The sequence below is a fragment of the Candidatus Microthrix parvicella Bio17-1 genome (assembly GCF_000299415.1).
In the GTDB taxonomy this organism is placed as follows: domain Bacteria; phylum Actinomycetota; class Acidimicrobiia; order Acidimicrobiales; family Microtrichaceae; genus Microthrix; species Microthrix parvicella.
In genome coordinates this window covers 535,820-550,859 of record NZ_AMPG01000002.1, presented here as the reverse complement: position 1 = coordinate 550,859, position 15,040 = coordinate 535,820, and the positions used below count along the sequence as shown (strand labels likewise).

General features: G+C 66.9%; 10 protein-coding genes. 7 read left to right on the top strand and 3 right to left on the bottom strand.

The window, feature by feature from the left end; all coding sequences use genetic code 11:
- Positions 1-45 precede the first annotated feature (45 nt).
- Genes MPARV_RS0110685 through MPARV_RS0110675 form a run of 3 tightly spaced genes read left to right on the top strand, consistent with a single transcriptional unit; the run spans position 46 to position 2,833 of the window.
- Positions 46-858 carry a class I SAM-dependent methyltransferase gene (locus MPARV_RS0110685; protein ID WP_020378234.1) on the top strand — a complete coding sequence of 271 codons (813 nt, stop codon included), beginning with the start codon at positions 46-48 and terminating at the stop codon, positions 856-858.
- A 35-nt stretch (positions 859-893) separates the two neighbouring features.
- Entirely contained in the window at positions 894-1,850 is a 957-nt protein-coding gene (locus tag MPARV_RS0110680; RefSeq protein WP_157789559.1) for a hypothetical protein, read from the top strand.
- Positions 1,847-2,833, top strand: coding sequence for a sulfotransferase family protein (locus MPARV_RS0110675; protein ID WP_020378232.1), 987 nt, complete (start codon positions 1,847-1,849; stop codon positions 2,831-2,833). Before MPARV_RS0110680 ends, MPARV_RS0110675 begins: the two co-directional genes overlap by 4 nt.
- Here the strand turns inward: MPARV_RS0110675 and MPARV_RS21235 are convergent.
- Genes MPARV_RS21235 through MPARV_RS0110660 form a run of 3 tightly spaced genes read right to left on the bottom strand, consistent with a single transcriptional unit; the run spans position 2,803 to position 9,280 of the window.
- The gene (locus MPARV_RS21235; RefSeq protein WP_157789558.1) at positions 2,803-4,572 is read right to left on the bottom strand and encodes a lipopolysaccharide biosynthesis protein; all 1,770 of its coding nucleotides are present in this window, start codon (positions 4,570-4,572) and stop codon (positions 2,803-2,805) included. The genes MPARV_RS0110675 and MPARV_RS21235 overlap by 31 nt on opposite strands.
- Before the next feature lie 23 nt (positions 4,573-4,595).
- A complete protein-coding gene (locus MPARV_RS0110665) occupies positions 4,596-8,534 on the bottom strand; it encodes an alpha-(1->3)-arabinofuranosyltransferase domain-containing protein (RefSeq protein ID WP_012222973.1) in 3,939 nt (1,312 codons plus the stop codon).
- Positions 8,534-9,280 carry a class I SAM-dependent methyltransferase gene (locus MPARV_RS0110660; RefSeq protein ID WP_020378230.1) on the bottom strand — a complete coding sequence of 249 codons (747 nt, stop codon included), beginning with the start codon at positions 9,278-9,280 and terminating at the stop codon, positions 8,534-8,536. The genes MPARV_RS0110665 and MPARV_RS0110660 overlap by 1 nt, the downstream gene beginning before the upstream one ends.
- 49 nt (positions 9,281-9,329) lie before the next feature.
- Between MPARV_RS0110660 and MPARV_RS21230 the strand changes: the two genes are divergently transcribed.
- The 4 genes from MPARV_RS21230 (at position 9,330) to MPARV_RS0110640 (ending at position 15,029) form a co-directional block, all read left to right on the top strand.
- Positions 9,330-11,249: a hypothetical protein gene (locus MPARV_RS21230; RefSeq protein ID WP_157789557.1), complete on the top strand. Its 1,920-nt coding sequence runs from the start codon at positions 9,330-9,332 to the stop codon at positions 11,247-11,249.
- Positions 11,250-11,332: 83 nt separating this feature from the next.
- The gene (locus MPARV_RS0110650) at positions 11,333-12,145 is read left to right on the top strand and encodes an LPXTG cell wall anchor domain-containing protein (RefSeq protein WP_020378228.1); all 813 of its coding nucleotides are present in this window, start codon (positions 11,333-11,335) and stop codon (positions 12,143-12,145) included.
- Between the two features lie 100 nt (positions 12,146-12,245).
- Positions 12,246-13,931: a sulfatase family protein gene (locus tag MPARV_RS0110645; RefSeq protein ID WP_034392241.1), complete on the top strand. Its 1,686-nt coding sequence runs from the start codon at positions 12,246-12,248 to the stop codon at positions 13,929-13,931.
- A 129-nt stretch (positions 13,932-14,060) separates the two neighbouring features.
- A complete protein-coding gene (locus MPARV_RS0110640) occupies positions 14,061-15,029 on the top strand; it encodes an excalibur calcium-binding domain-containing protein (protein WP_012222984.1) in 969 nt (322 codons plus the stop codon).
- Positions 15,030-15,040: the final 11 nt, after the last annotated feature.

Sequence of the window (15,040 nt, the reverse complement as noted above, 5' to 3'; positions counted from 1 at the left end):
AGCCCGTCGGTTGTACACGCTCCCACCGTCAACGAGGAACCCCACATGGCCTCTGCATCTGCGCAGGACCCAGCGATCGAATCAACCCCCGGAGTCCAACGGCCCGATGCCTCGCCGCCTGGCCGCTTCGTTGAGGTGACCGACGCCGTCGCCGGAGTGAAGGGATGGATGACCCCGGGTCAGGCCCGACTGCTGTGGCGCTCATCCCGGGTGTTGGACCCGGGCCAGCGAATCGTGGAGATCGGTTCCTTTCAGGGCCGCTCCACGATCGTGCTGGCCTCCGGTGCCCCGAAGGGCGCCGAGGTGGTGGCCATTGATCCGCATGCGGGAAATGACCGCGGCCCAAACGAGATCGAGGGATTCGCCAACGAGGCCGAGTCCGACCACCAGATCTTCAACTCCAATCTGGCGGCGGCGGGCGTTGCGGAGCGCGTGCGTCACGTTCGGGAGTTCTCCGATGCGGCGCTCGACGAGGTGGAGGGCCCGATCGACCTGCTCTACATCGACGGCGCCCACCGGTTTGCTCCCGCACGCGACGACATCGTGGCCTGGGGGGCGCGGGTCGTGCCCGGCGGCACCATGTTGATCCACGACAGCTTCAACGCGCTTGGGGTCACCTTGGCCCAGGCGGCGGTGTTGTTTACCTCGGGTGAATTTCGCTACGTGGGCCGATCCGAGTCGATGGCCGAGTACCGGCGTGAACGCCTGGGACCGCTGCGACGAATCACCAACCTGGGACGGCAGGTTGGGCAGTTGCCGTACTTTGCCTGGTGCCAACTGGTGAAGGTGCTGATCACGCTGAAGTTGGGTGCGCTCACCCGGTTGATCGGCAACCCGTCCGGAGAGTGGCCATACTGATGGTCGCGGCGGAGGAGACCGAAGGATCATCCGGTTTGGCCGGCGGGCAAGATGAGCCCGATGAGCCCGATGAGCTGGGTGGTGAGCCGGACCTGCAGGCGCCGGACCGTTCCCGGCTCTTTCAGCTGATCGGTGGTGCTGTAGCGCTGATTGCCATCACCGCCGTGGTGGCGGTGTTGTTGACCCGGTCGATGTTGCAGGCTCCCGAACCGGAGGTGGCGGGACGCCTTCGCGGCATGAGCTTTGACTCGTTCAATCGGGCGGACGGCTCACCGTTGGAGACCACCGAAACCGGTCGGCCCTGGCAGATTGTTGGCGGCGAGTGGTCGGTGAGTGATGGGCGGGTTGAGGCCAAACCCTTGCCGGGTCCTGCGGGTGGAGGGGGCAGCGCGTTGGCGGTGCTCGACACCGGCGTGGGTGACCAGTTTGTTCAGGCGACGTTTTTTGATCCCAAGGCCGGCACCGGCCTCGTGACCCGCTTTCAGGGGCCCAACAACTTCATCGGAGTCACCTTCGCCCCGGTGACGGGAACCGTGCAGTTGGGGGTCACCGTGGACGGGACCCAGGCCCAACCCTCCCAAATCGGTTCGGCGCTGCCCGAAGGTGAGGTCACCCTTGGCGTGCGAACCGAGGGGAAGAACGTGATCGTCTACGTCAACGGGGCCGAGTCTGGGCGTCAGGTCGTTCCCGAACTGACGGATGGAACCCGGGTTGGATTGCTGGTGCGGGGTGGTGCCAAAGGCACGAGCACCTCGATCGACAACGTGGTTGCGGTCCCACTAAGCACCGAAAAGATCGGCGCGTTGGGTGGCCTTGGCGCTGCCACTTCGACGACCGTCAGCGACGGTGGGGCCAAGGAAAGTGACCAGCCGGACACCACATCGGGTGGCCCCGCCCCGTCGGAGCCGGCCGCTGACGGCCCGGCCGGCCCTGCGACGAGCCAGTCGGGAGCCCCCACGCCGGGCGCGGTGGAGCCTGCCGGCGGGCAATGACAGCCGCCGTACCCATCCTGTATGTGGGTGGGACGGGCCGCACCGGGTCCACGGTGCTCGACCGCATGTTGGGCAACGTGCCCGGGGTGTTCGCTGCCGGGGAGCTCACCTGGCTGTGGTTTGCGCTCCGTTCCGGTGGTCGGTGCGCCTGCGGAGCGCGCCACGTGGACTGCCGGGTGTGGGGCCCGGTGTTGCTGGCGACGTTTCCTGAGGACTTCGGCAACCCGGACGCGATGGCTGAGGTCGCCGACGAGATGTTTGCGCTTCGACGCCGATTCGACAGCCGGTACCTGCCGGTGATGGGCCTGCCGGGAGCGAAGCAGGCGCTGACCAGCCGGCTGGGTCCGTATCCGTCACGGCTGGCGTCGTTGTATCGCAACCTTCTTGAACACACCGGTGCGGAACTGATCGTCGACTCGTCGAAGGAACCCCACTATTCGTCGATCCTTGCCGCCCGGGCCGAGCTTGACGTCCGGTTCCTGCACCTGGTGAGGAATCCACAGGCCACTGCGTATTCCTGGGCAAGGCGCCGCACGGAACTGGGATTTGGCGTCGGGCACGAGATGGAGCGTCGAGGCCCGATCTCCGCCTCGATCTACTACGACGTGTCCAACTTGGCCGCTGACGCGCTGTGGGGTGGCGGAGACCGGTATCTGCGCGTGCGCTACGAGGACCTGGTGGCAAGCCCTGATGACACCCTGAGGCGTATCGGTCGGTTCGCCGGGCTGGTCATCGACCCTGAGGTGGCCCTCGGCCGGCAAGCGGCCGACCGAAAGCGAAGCGCACCCGGACACGCCGCCTGGGGCAACCCAAACCGCTTCGCCACCGGGCCGGTCACCTTGCGTAACGATGACGAATGGGAGCGCAACGCGCCGAGGTCGATGCGGACCTGGACCAGGTTGCTCGCCGGTCCCGTGGGCCGCCGTTACGGGTACTCCAGCCGGTCTGACACTCAACGGGGCTCGGGGTTGGCGGCCACATAGGAGACCGGAGCGGCGTTGCCGTCATCGTTGCGGATCGATACCAACACGACGGCGACGGCCGAGGCTACGGCATTGCCCAAACCCCACGCGGCGATGGCACCGTCCAGGTCTCGTTGCGGAACCAGCCACATGGCCAGGCCCAGCACGGACACCGCTGCAAAGGCGGTCATGACCACGATCGATAGCGAGTCGGCGTGCACCCTGGCCCTCGCCAGCGCTATCGAGGTGACCGACCAGGGGATCCCCCCGGCCACGAGCCACGGAAGGATCCGGCCCGCCTCGGTGTAGTCGGCCCCATAGATGGCCGGCAGCAGCAGGGCCAACGCGCCTGCCCCCACCGTGGCCACGAGCATGGAGCCGACCGCCAACACGGCGGCCTGTCGGGTGGCACCCGCAGCGGCGGTCGTGCGGCTTCCCTCGACCAGAAAAACCCGTCCGATGGTCACTGGCAGGATGAATGCCACCGCCGCGATGGACCACGCCAAAAAGAAGTTGGCGTACGTGACGGCCCGAACGTTGACGAAGACGATCACGGGCAGGATGAACTGTGGAGCCAGGATCGCCAGGTGAGACAGGTAGTTGACCCCGGCGTATCGAAGAGGGCCGTTCCATCCGGTCTCGGGTCGGTCCAAGGACAGGGGCGGGTTGCCTGCGCGGCGCAACAGGTACAGCGAGACCAAGCCGGAGAGTGCGATGGGTGCCGCCATCACGAAGAACAGCCAGACGCCCACCGAGCCGTCCGTGGTCTCGGCGGTGGCGGCGGCCGGAAGCAGCACCAACGGAAGACGGACCGCACCCGCAAGGGCCAGGCGCCAAAACACCCAACTCCACTTTCTGGCCCACATCATTCGTGCGTCTGCGAGGGCTGCGATCGCGTTGGCCGCCGCCACACCCACGAACCCGAGAATTGCGGGCGCTCCGGCGCCGGTCAGCGCCGACAGCGCCGAGTTGCCGCCACCCCGGCCCACCAGCCCGAGGTAGATGGCGGTGCCGGCCAAGGAACTGGCCATGGTGGCCAGGGTGGACCACCCCAGCAGCGGGTCGCCCCGGGTTTCGGGTCGGTAGCGGCTCAGCAACTCCTGCAGCCCCAACGCGGTGGCGTAGTTGATGAATTGAAGCGAGGTGAACAGGCCCGACGCCACCCCAACGTCGACCTGGCTGTACACCCGGGCGGCCAACACCCAGAAGCCCACACCCGTGACCGCCTGGGCCAAAAAACCCATCATCACCCAGGCCGAACCGGAAACGAGATGCCCTTGACCTGAGGTGTCGTCGGTGCGCCCCCTCAGACGTCGGATGCCGGTCCGTGCGGTGGCCAAGGCACCGGCATCCTCGGGACCGGTATTCTCGGGACCGGAATCGTCGCCGATTCGGCCGGCCGTTGCCGCGCCGTCGTTCTCGTCGTCGTCTGCACTTGCGTCTTCGCCGTCAATGCTCGTCCGTTCGCGCGGCCGAGCGGCGATCAGCCATGCCAGCAGCAACACGCCGGTGAGTCGGCCGATGTCACCCGCCAACGGGCGTTCGCGTACGAACCGCGCCGACGCAAACAGCCCACCAAACCGAGCCTCGAACAGCGTGGCCGCCCCGGTGAGCACCGCGGCGGCCACGACGTAGGCGCCGGCCAGGCTGGGCGACAGCGAGGCCACGACGGCACCGAGGAAGCCGAAGAGGGCCCCGAGTTGACCGCCGATCAGCCAACCTCCGCCGGTTGCCGCCAGCACCCGCAGTGCGGTCGCCACCGGTCGAAGCTCCTTCGCCGGTGTCACGCTTGGACCTGGGATTGACGTCGTGTGCGGCGACGGTCGCCTCGAAACGCAAGGATTGTTGCCAGCGTGACCGACAGCAGGCTGATGCCGAGCGCGATCGTGTACGTGCGCTGAGGGGTATAGACCGCAACCATCATGTCGGCCGGTTGATCGATGGGCCATCCGGCCATCGTGTCGAGGGCCACCGACCGCTTCGCGCTCTCGCCATCGAAGCTGGCCGACCAGCCCGCGCCTGCTGCCTCGCCGATGATCACCTGGGTGGGCCCCGTGACCTTCAGATCGGCGCTGAGGGAGGTGCGATTCAGATTGGTCAGTGTGGCGGTGCCGAGTGGATCCTTACCGCCGTCGGGGGAGTCGGCGGGCGGGGTTGGCTCCTTCAGGTCCTGAGGCACCAATGAGACTCGATTGATCAGCCCGTCGCCTCCCAAGGTGGTCTGCAGCTCGTGGTTTCCGGGCCGAAGCCCGACCTTGTCGCACACCTCCAGTTCGGTGGTTCCGGCAAGGAGTTGGGCCTTCGTGGCCGTCAGCCGAACTCCCACTTTGGTGTCATCCACCGTGAGCACGTTGATGCAGTCCTCGGGGCTGCGGCGCTGGGCCGTCTTGTCGAATCCGATGCGACCGTTGACGCCGAGCTCGGTGATGCTGATGGGGAGCGGCCCCGACGCGTCGGCGACCGGGGAGACGGCTCCGACGCGGATCACCACCCGGTCCACCGACGCCGGGGGAAGCTCGATCTCGGTCCGAGCCAGACAGCGGTCGGCGCGTTCGGACAGCTCGGGGGCACAGCGCTTTTCGGGTGTGACCTCCACGTTGGTGTACACCGCGTCATCGTTCAGGAAACCCGACACCGTCAGGGTGTCGATCTTGGACGACCTCAGGTCGTCCGCTCCAGGGGTGATCATCGAGAGGCTGGTCACCGAGGTCTCTGGGAGCCTGAGGGTCAGTGTCTCGCCGCTTACGGGCGATGCCTCCCAGGACTGGCCGAGGTCGTCACCGACGGCGTCGACGGCGCCGGAACCGCTTGCTCGCAGCCGGTCCTGGAACCGTGACGAGCCGTACGCGCCCACCTCATGGTTGTCGAGGTTGTCCAACACCACGTCCGGGGTGTCAACGCCGGCGCCGGCCCAAACACGGGCGCGGTAGTTGCGGGCGGCACCCACCGTTTCAAAGCGTCGACGCAGGCTGGGCTCCTCGACCAGCGGTGCGCCCATCATTGAGCGCTCCATGAGGTACCTGGCAGCGTCTCCGGCGCCGTCGAGGTCGGGAACCGTTGGCATCACCAGGCGTTCGGCCAGGTCCAGCCGCATCGAGTTGGAATCGAACAGCGCCACCTCGGTGAGACCGACCCCAACGGCACTCTGGGTGTTGACAGCGTCGATCCTGAAGTTCAACGAGCGAACCTCTCGTGGTGGCAGGTTGATGCTGGTGGTGCCGGTACCCAGGTTGTAGGCCACCGAGCGCCCCTGATCGTCGGTCACGGTCATGCGTGCGATCGAGGGGGTGTCGGCCGGGTTGCGAAGCTGGCTGATCGAGGCGCGATCCACCACGGTCGGGCGCCGCAGGTTGATGGTGAGGGATTCCCCCCGGGGGTCTCGAAGCCCGGAGAGTGCCCAGGCGGTCCGAGGGTTTTCATCGGTGGCGTTCGATGGGCGGTTCGACGGCGGAAAGGTCTGGTTGGGGGCGCCGTAGGCGGTGGCGGTGATCGAGGAGGCGTCGCCATAGTCGGCCACCGTTTGACGGCCGGGTCCATCAAAGAGCGGTCGCGCCGGGCGATCGTCGCCGTCCTCGCCCTCGGGCAGCACGGGGGAGAGAAAGTTCTGTTCCGCGGTTCCTCGCTGCACTCGGCGACGGTTGCTGTCGGTGATCACCAGGGACGAGCCTTGGTCCAACAGTCGCTCGGTTGTGGCCGATGACATGGTCGGCAAATATCGGACCGGGCCGTCAGCGTCCAGGTAGCCGGCGGTGGCCATGCCGGGCCAGGCAGGACCCGATCCGGCCACCAGCAATGGCGGACGTGGGTCCACCCGGGCCATTCCCGGCGAATCGGCCACTTCGAACACCTCGACCGGGCTCAGTCCCTGTTGTTCCTCCTCGGAGGGTTCGGCATCGGGGCTTCTGTCGGGGGCGGCGACGAAGACGCCGGGCGCCCCGAAGGTGGCGATGCGCTTCAGGTCGGGGTCTCCGCGCAGGCCGTTGAAGCTGATGGGGCGGGGTGCACCCATCACCTCCCAGTTGAGATCGTTGCGCAAGACCACCCACTTGATGCCCATTCGGGCAAGGATCGGCCCAATCACCCCTGGTTCGAAGGTGGGTCCGGTGACGTAGCGATCGAGGGCATCGAGCAGGTCGGCGGCCTGAGGGGTGCCCTGGGGAAGCGTTGAACGGGAGACGTGGGGTTGGGACAGCAACGCATCGAAGAGGTCATCCCCGATATAGCCCCAGCGGTACCGCGTGCGGTTGGCCCCGGGGAGGATCAGCACCCGACCGTCGTTCGGCAGGTCGTTCAGGTAGGCGGCGGCGGTCTTCCAATACTGGGGAACTCCGGCGGTGGTCTCGGCCTCTGGATACAGGTTGGCGCTCCAGAAGGGCACGGCGGCCACCAAAACGATTGCGGCGGCACCAGCGCTCAGGAGGTGGCGGGCGTTGAAGCGCGCGTTGTCGGAGCGCCGCGCGGCGCCGGGGCGTCCGGCGCGTCGCCTCAGCCACGATGAGCCGGCATCGGAAACGCCGATGCCCACCAACACGGCAATGGCCAACGCCCAACCTGCGCCGGCCTTGTAGCCGTTGCGCAGCGACCGGGTGGTGGCGACGTTGTCGAACAGCCACGACATCGCCTTGCCGACCGGGTAGTCACCGTCGACCGGGTACAGCCCAACCATGGCCACCATGGCGAGGACCAACAACCAACCGAAGGTGCGGGCGGGGCGCCACTTGGTCCGCACCAGCGTGATCAGCGCCACGAGTGGGAGGAGCAGGCTCAGCGCGGCTGCGAACTGGTTGATGACGAACGGTGACGGGTGGGGGCGGGTGGTGCCTCCGCCACCGAAGTACGTCAGCCAATAGCCCAGGCCCCGCAGCGATTCTGCCCAGCTGCTGTGTGCGCTCACCGTCTGGGGCAGTTCGGTGACGCTCAGGTTGGCCTGCACCACCGGACCGTTCACCGCCAACACGACGAGGGCGGCGGCGGCGCTGGCCAGACCGAGCACGGCGGCCCGCCACGCGTACCCCCAAAGCGACCGAAGTCGGGCATGGCGATCCGGTCGGCCGCGAGCCTCGACCAACACCAGGCCCGCCGCCACGACCACGGCGGGACCGAATGCGTAGAGCAGGCTGGCCGAGTTGATGGCGCCCATGGCGAAGATCACCAACGCGGTGCGGGCCGGCCATTTCCATGGTGCCGTGCGGCCCGGAGCGGCCACGGCACCCTGCACGCACCAGACCAGCCAAGGTGCGAGTGCGTAGTGGAAGAAGATGCCTGAGGGCACCAGGAACTCGGCGACGATGGGGTTGAAGCCGAACACCAACGCGGTGAGCACGACGGCCGTGCGGTCCTTTGGCCGACGCTGGGCCATCACCGCCGCCGCCCCGGTGGCCCCCAGCGAGATCATGGCAGCGTGCAGCACCCGTTCGGCCCACGCGGGCGAGAGGCCGATCAAGCGGAGCGCCCCGACGAACACGCCGACCACCGGGCTGAAGTACGGGTTGGGGCGGCCCAGATTGCGGACGCCGTCCCACAACGACAGCTGGCTGCGCAGGTAACGCCCCGTGCCCCAGTAGATCTCGAAGCGGGCATCGGCGACGTACCGGCCGGTTGAGCTGGCAGCGGCAGCCGCCAGGGCCAGCACGAACGTGCCGAGTGCCACCCACGCCAACAGCGGCATCGCGGCGGCCGCCCGGCGGAGCGGGCTGTCGGGTTTGTTGATCGCTCGGAGCATCACTCGTCGGCCGTGCGGCGCAACACCAGCACTGCATTCCAGCCGGCAACCTCGCGCAGCACCGGCACTCGCATCAACCATCGTTGCGAGGGCCAGTAGCGGGGGTAGCAGTCGTCGAGCTGCAGCTGATCGAGCTCGTCGACGATTCGCAGGATCGACCCTGCATGAGTGGGCCAGAGGCGTTCGAACGGAAGGTTCTTGCCGGTGGGCGGACCGAGCAGGCGATGCCGAACCCGCGCTCCGATCCGGGGGCCCAAAAGGTGGAACGGTGCGATGGCATGGCCTCCCCACGGTGACCACCACAGGGTCCAGCTCACCCAGGCCCAGCCGCCAGGTGCCAGCACACGCGCGATCTCGGCCAGGGCCGAACCGGGGTCGGGGGTATGTTCCAGCAGATTGGAGCACACCACCCCATCCATCGAGGCGTCCGCCAGCGGCAGCCAACGGGCGTCGGTCCAGACAGCGTCAAGGCCCCGGGCGCGGGCGCCTGCAATGTCGGCGCGGTCCAGATCGATCGCCACGCAACGCGCGCCGCGTTCGGTCAGGGCGGCGGTGAATTGCCCGGTGCCACAGGCCACGTCGGCGATACGTCGGCCCTCGACGGGCACCGGAAACCTGTCGAGTGCCCGCCGGGCAAGGTCGTCGTAGAACGGTTCCGGGTCGCCACGCTCGGCAAAAAAGCGTCGTAGCACGCTGAGCGTGCTGGCGGAGGGGGCTCGGTTCGTCACCTTCGCTGGGGGGGTCACCGGGGCGCCAACCTAGCCAACTGCCGAGATGTGAGTACGGTCCCGACCCGTGCGTGTGCAATCCATCGATCGTCTGGTGCCCTGGGCTGCGGGGACGGTGGGCGCCCTGGCGGTCATCGGGCCGGGGCTCAACGGCCGAGCGTGGATCAACCTCGACCAATCGGTGCTACCGCACCTTCCCTTGCCCACCGTGCTGTTGGGCGTCGGACCGGACATCCCTCGGCGGGGGCCGTTCACCGCCCTCGCCGCGTTGGCATCCCCCTGGGGTGGGTCGGCCTGGGTGATGAAATTCATGGTCATCGTGCTGCTGGCGGCGGCCACGGCGGGGATGGCCCGTCGGCTGACCTCGGTGGGTGCGGTCCCGGCGCTCGGTGCAGGGTTGCTCTATGCGTTTGGGCCGTACCTCATGGGACGGCTGGCGGTGGGGCACCTGGGGGTGTTGTGGGCGGCAGCGATCATCCCATGGGCGCTACCGGCTCTGATCTCGTCAGCCCGATCGCCGGCTCGCGCCTTTCTGTGGTCGCTGCTCCTGGCAGTGGGCGGCTATCTGGCCGGCACCATTGTGTTGGCGCTGATCCCGGTGCTGGTGCTGGCGGATCGGTCTCGTCTCCCGGTCTTGGAACGGATGCGCGGCATCGGAGCCGTGGTCGCTGCACAGTTCTTGTGGCTGGTTCCGGGGGTGACGGTTGCGCGGGCGGTCGGTTTCGACCAGCCGGGTGGAGCTGGGTTTCGTCTCGCGCTGTCGGGCTGGTCGGCTCCGGCCAGGTTGCTGATCGGGGAGGGGTACTTCCAGACGGAGGCCGGCGCAGTCCCGCTGCCAGGCGCATGGGGGGCCGTCCTCGGCGTGGTGGTGGGCTTGCTGGCGGGCCTGGGTCTGTTCGCCGCCCGGTGCTCCGGAAGCGCACAGGGAGGGGCCGAGAGCGACGGGGAGCAGGCCCCACGGGATGCACTGCGAGCGCTGGCCCTTGGCTGGAGTGGCCTGGCCGCCATGGCCATCGGGTTGTTGGTGCCCCTCTCGGGCTTGTTTGATGTCACGGCTCGGGTCTGGAGTGACATCTCCGACGTGCAACCTTTCAACCTGGCGCGCGAGCCTCATCGACTTTTCCTGGTGGCATGGCTCGTTTTGGTGCCGGGGGTGGCCTGGGGGGCGCAGTGGCTGGGACGTCGCCTGGTGGTGCTCGAGCCGCTGGCCCAAGTGGCGGCGTTGGCGTTGGCGTTGGCGTTGGCGGCCCCGCAGATCTGGGGCATGGATGGGCAACTCCGCGGTGTTGAACTCCCGGCGGCATGGACCAAGGTGCGTGCCGCGGTTCGAGCGCAACCCGGCACGGTGGCGACGGCGCCCCAGTGGAGCTACGCCTTTTACAAGGTGGGCGACGTGAGGCGGAGCTACAACCCGTGGCCGGACTACCTGGGGGTCGACACGGTGATCTCGAGCGATGCCGACAAGGGGCCGTCGAGGGAGTCCGATCCTCGTATGGACACGATCGGCCCTGCATTGGACGCCTACCGAACGAGGCGTGGAGCCGGACTGGTTCCTGCCCTTCGGACCGCCGGGGTGCGATGGCTGGTCGTGCCCGCAGTGGCTCAGGGTGACCTCTTCCCGGGGTTGGCCCAACAGGGTGGCCTGGAACCGGTGGTCGTGGACCCGTCCGTCTCGCTCTACAGGGTGACCGGGGGGAGTGACCCGTACCAGGCGAAACGGCTGTGGTGGGGCCTCTGGCTCCGAACCGGGGCGGCTCCAGGCGATGTGGTCGACCGTGCTGTGGTCGATGACTCAGGAAATGGCTGGCGGGCCGGGGTTTCCGGTACTCCGCCAGGGCCAGGTGGCCGTCTGGTGATCCCGCAGGAGCATGGTTGGGTATGGTTTCCGCCGTCGGTCTTTACTGCGATCAACCAGTTGGTCTTGTTGGTGGTCGCCCTACTCTCGTGGCGCAGTTTTCGCTCCGACCGCGAAATTCGTGCAGGTTGAGCTTGAGCCGTTGGTGGTTCATGCTCTACGGTGTAACCCGTTGGACGGTCTTGATGGGCCGCAAGCCTGAAACAGGGGAAATAATGCTCCACCATTCGAAGCGCCGTACCAATCACACGATGGCCCGCTGGGCCGCAGCAGCCGCACTGGCACTGGGCGGCGTGGCCTTTGCTTCGTCCGCCGGCGCCCAGGGCTACGACGGCGGCGGCACGGGAGGAACCGCCACCACCTTGGTCCCCGGCACCGGTGGACAGGGATCGGAGACGCTTGAGTGCTTGCCGTCGGTTGGTGGTCTCACTTTGGTTTCCGGGTCGCTGACTCCCGGTAGCGAGTTCGTCGTCGGCGGTGACGGGTTTAAGCCTGGTTCCGAAATCCAGATCTACGTCTGCTCCACCCCGATTGTGCTGGGCGGAGCGATCGCCGACGGCAGCGGCGGCTTTCAGGCAGGATCCACCGTTCCCACCGATCTCGGTGCTGGTGAGCACCTGGTCGTCGCCAGCGGCGTCGACCCCGACGGTGACCCGCTGACCAAAGACGTCAGCTTCAAGGTCACTTCGTCACCGAGCAGCAACAACAATGCTCCCAGCAGCAACAACAACGCTCCCAGCAGCAACAATCCGCCGAGTGGCAACGATCTTGCCCCGGTGTCACTGCCGACGCGGCCAACTCCGCCCTCCACGGCAGTTGTGGTGCCGGTGAGTGCCCCGGCCGCCACGGTCGCGGTTGCTTCGCCCTCCGCCAACACCCCAACGATCGCAGGCGCCCAGCAGGTGCCGGTCGCAGGGCAGCTTGGTAACACTGGTACATCCGCAGGAACCATCGCGATGGTGGCTGCAGCGGTGGTGCTGGTGGGTAGCGCCTTGGTGCTGGGTGCCCGCCGACGTCGTCAGGGCTGAGACCCATCGTGCTGCTCAGGGCGTTTCTCCTGACTGCCCAATGAGCAACCTCAACATGGAAGCCCCGACGGGGAAACCAAACCGAGGTTCGGATCTCCGGATGCGAGCATCAGGTGTGGTGGCACTGCTGGGGCTGGCGATGAGCCTGGTTGTCGCCTGCGGAAGTGATAGCGGCGTGCCCGTCATCACTCCTGGCCCGCCGGGTGCCGCTGCACGTGCTGATGTCGAAGCGGCTCCCACGACCCGAGGTGGCGGAAGCTCGGGCGCATCTGGTGGTGATTCCGTCGCCCCGACCAGCACGACGAAGGCCCCCCCGCTGCCAGAGGGCGTCACGGCAACCCCCAAGGTTGATCACCCCAACGTCCTGATGGTGATGACCGACGACCAGACGGTCGAGTCAATGCGAGTGCTTCAGCGCATCAACGCCCGCATCGGGGGCGAGGGTACGACGTTTACCAACAGCGTCACCAGCTACCCGCTGTGTTGCCCAAGCCGGGCCACCTACTACTCAGGCCAGTACGCCCACAACCACGGGGTGCTGTGGAACGCGTTGCCCACCGGAGGATTCACTCGGTTCACCGAGTGGGAGACGGCGTTTCCGGCTGGGCTCCAAGAAGCGGGCTACCACACGGCGCACGTTGGAAAGTATCTCAACGGCTACGGCGTGAAGAACCCCACCGAGATACCGGCGGGTTGGGACGACTTCCGTGCGCTGATCGACCCGTCCACGGGTCGATACTTTGGGTTTTCGATCAACGACAACGGCGTGATCGACACCTACGACGAAGATGACAAGACCAAATATCAGACCGATGTTCTGACCGATCTCGCATTGGAGGAGATCGACGCCGGTCAGAAGTCTGGTGACCCCTGGTTTGTCAACGTCAGTTATCTGGCGCCACACGCCAAGTTTGGGTACACCCTGAAGAAGTATCGGGCGGATCCCAGTATCGTCCGGGATGACATCGAGCAGGCCAACACCGCCTTTGACATCACGTCGCCGACGCCTGCACCTCGTCACGAGGGCAAGTTCAAGGGTGAGAAACTGCCGGAAAAGGCCAATTTCGGTGTGGCGGCGCCGGGGCAGGTGGTCCCCCAGTGGCGCCCGGAGATCGAACCGGCGCGCACTGCGGACATCACCCGCAACTACCAGGCTGAACTCGAGTCGTTGCTGTCCGTTGACGAGGGCGTCGGCAAGTTGTTGGACCGTCTCGACCAGCTGGGTGTGTCCGATAATACGCTCGTGGTGTTCACCTCGGACAACGGCTACTTCCACGGTGAGCATCGTGAATACCAGGGTAAGTACTACCCATGGGAGGAGAGCCTGGCGGTGCCGTTGCTCATGCGTGGCCCGGGGGTGGCCAAGGGCGCCAAGGTTGACTCGGTGGTGGCCAATATCGACTTGGGCCCCACGTTCCTTGACGTCGCCGGTGCCCAACAGCTTCGGGAGATGGACGGTCGAAGCCTGGCACCGCTGATGGCAAATCCCGCTGAAAAATGGGACCGCCCGATCCTCCTGGAGGGCTTTCAGCCTCCGGCGCCTTTCCGCCCCCAATATCAGGGTATCCGCACCAACAATTACAGCTATATCGAGTACACCGGGGGAGGGTTGCAGGGGGCCGAACTGTACGACCTGCGTTCCGACCCCGAGCAGCTCGTCAACCTGGTGTTGGATCCGGAAAAGCAGCCGCTGGTCACCGGCATGTCACGGTTGGTCACCGACTTACGCCAATGCGCCGGCGCGGTGTGCGACGATACGGAAGTGCCGGCCGAGGCCACGACGTAGACCCAGGTTGGGCAGGCACCCTCAACCACGTTGGCTGAAAGTCAGTGAACGACGTCGGTCAACCTGCCTATCATGTGACCTACGTCAACCTCAGGCCTCCGGTCGAGGTTCAACATTGTGGGAGAGGGCATGAACCAACCCAACGCGATGCGCCGTCGTGCGCTGAGATCGATCCAAATGGTCGCAGTGGTGTCGCTGGCCATGGGCACCCTTGTTGTGGGCGGCCAGGCGGGCGCGCAAGGTTACGACAGCGGTGGCAGTTCGGGCTCGACCAGTGGCTCGGGCACGTCGACCAGCGGCTCGGGCACGTCGACCAGTGGCTCGGGCACGTCGGGGGGCGCGGATGGATCGGGCACCAGTACCGGGGATTCCGATACCAGCGGCGAGACCACCGGGCCGACCAGTTCGCCCAACCCATCCTTGACCGAATGCCTCCCGGCCACCGGCGGGCTCACGCTCGTGTCAGGCGAACTCGCCCCAGGTGGCGACTTCGTCGTGGCCGGCGATGGGTTCGAGGCCAACGCAGTCATCACGCTGTACGTATGCTCCACGCCGATCGTTATCGGCAATTCCACTGCCGATAACAGCGGAGCCTTTCAGGGAGGCGGGACGCTCCCGACCGACCTGGCGGCCGGAGTGCACCAGGTGGTGGCCTACGGCAGAGGCGCCGATGGCAAGCCGCTTGCGAAAGACATCGGCTTTGAGGTCGGCGGCACCAACGCACCCGGTACCACGGTCGACGTCACCGGCTCTACGAGCGAGGTGCGCGACACAAGAAATTGCACCGAGATCAAAGCCCAGACAGGCAGGAGCAATATTCCTACGGGCGATCCTTTGTATCGAACGGACCTGGATCGTGAGAAGGGAGGCATTCCGGACGGAATTGCTTGCGAGGACCCGGATCGCACGCAGGCTTCAGGAGCCGCGCCCGTTTACTCCGACACCGGTGGGCCCACCGTTGGCGGTCAATCGCAGCCGGCCGTCAGCGGCGAGCTTGGGCGCACCGGCACCGCGGCGGGTACCGTCGCCGCCGTTGCCGCAGCGGTCGTGTTGCTGGGCAGTGCCCTGGTGCTCGGCGGCCGTCGTCGCCGTTCGTAAAACTGAGCCGC

Coding starts and splice junctions, on each gene's coding strand:
- MPARV_RS0110685 (WP_020378234.1), top strand. CDS start 46: ATGGCCTCTGCATCTGCGCAGGACCCAGCGATCGAATCAACCCCCGGA.
- MPARV_RS0110675 (WP_020378232.1), top strand. CDS start 1,847: ATGACAGCCGCCGTACCCATCCTGTATGTGGGTGGGACGGGCCGCACC.
- MPARV_RS0110665 (WP_012222973.1), bottom strand. CDS start 8,534: ATGCTCCGAGCGATCAACAAACCCGACAGCCCGCTCCGCCGGGCGGCC.
- MPARV_RS0110650 (WP_020378228.1), top strand. CDS start 11,333: ATGCTCCACCATTCGAAGCGCCGTACCAATCACACGATGGCCCGCTGG.
- MPARV_RS0110645 (WP_034392241.1), top strand. CDS start 12,246: ATGCGAGCATCAGGTGTGGTGGCACTGCTGGGGCTGGCGATGAGCCTG.
- MPARV_RS0110640 (WP_012222984.1), top strand. CDS start 14,061: ATGAACCAACCCAACGCGATGCGCCGTCGTGCGCTGAGATCGATCCAA.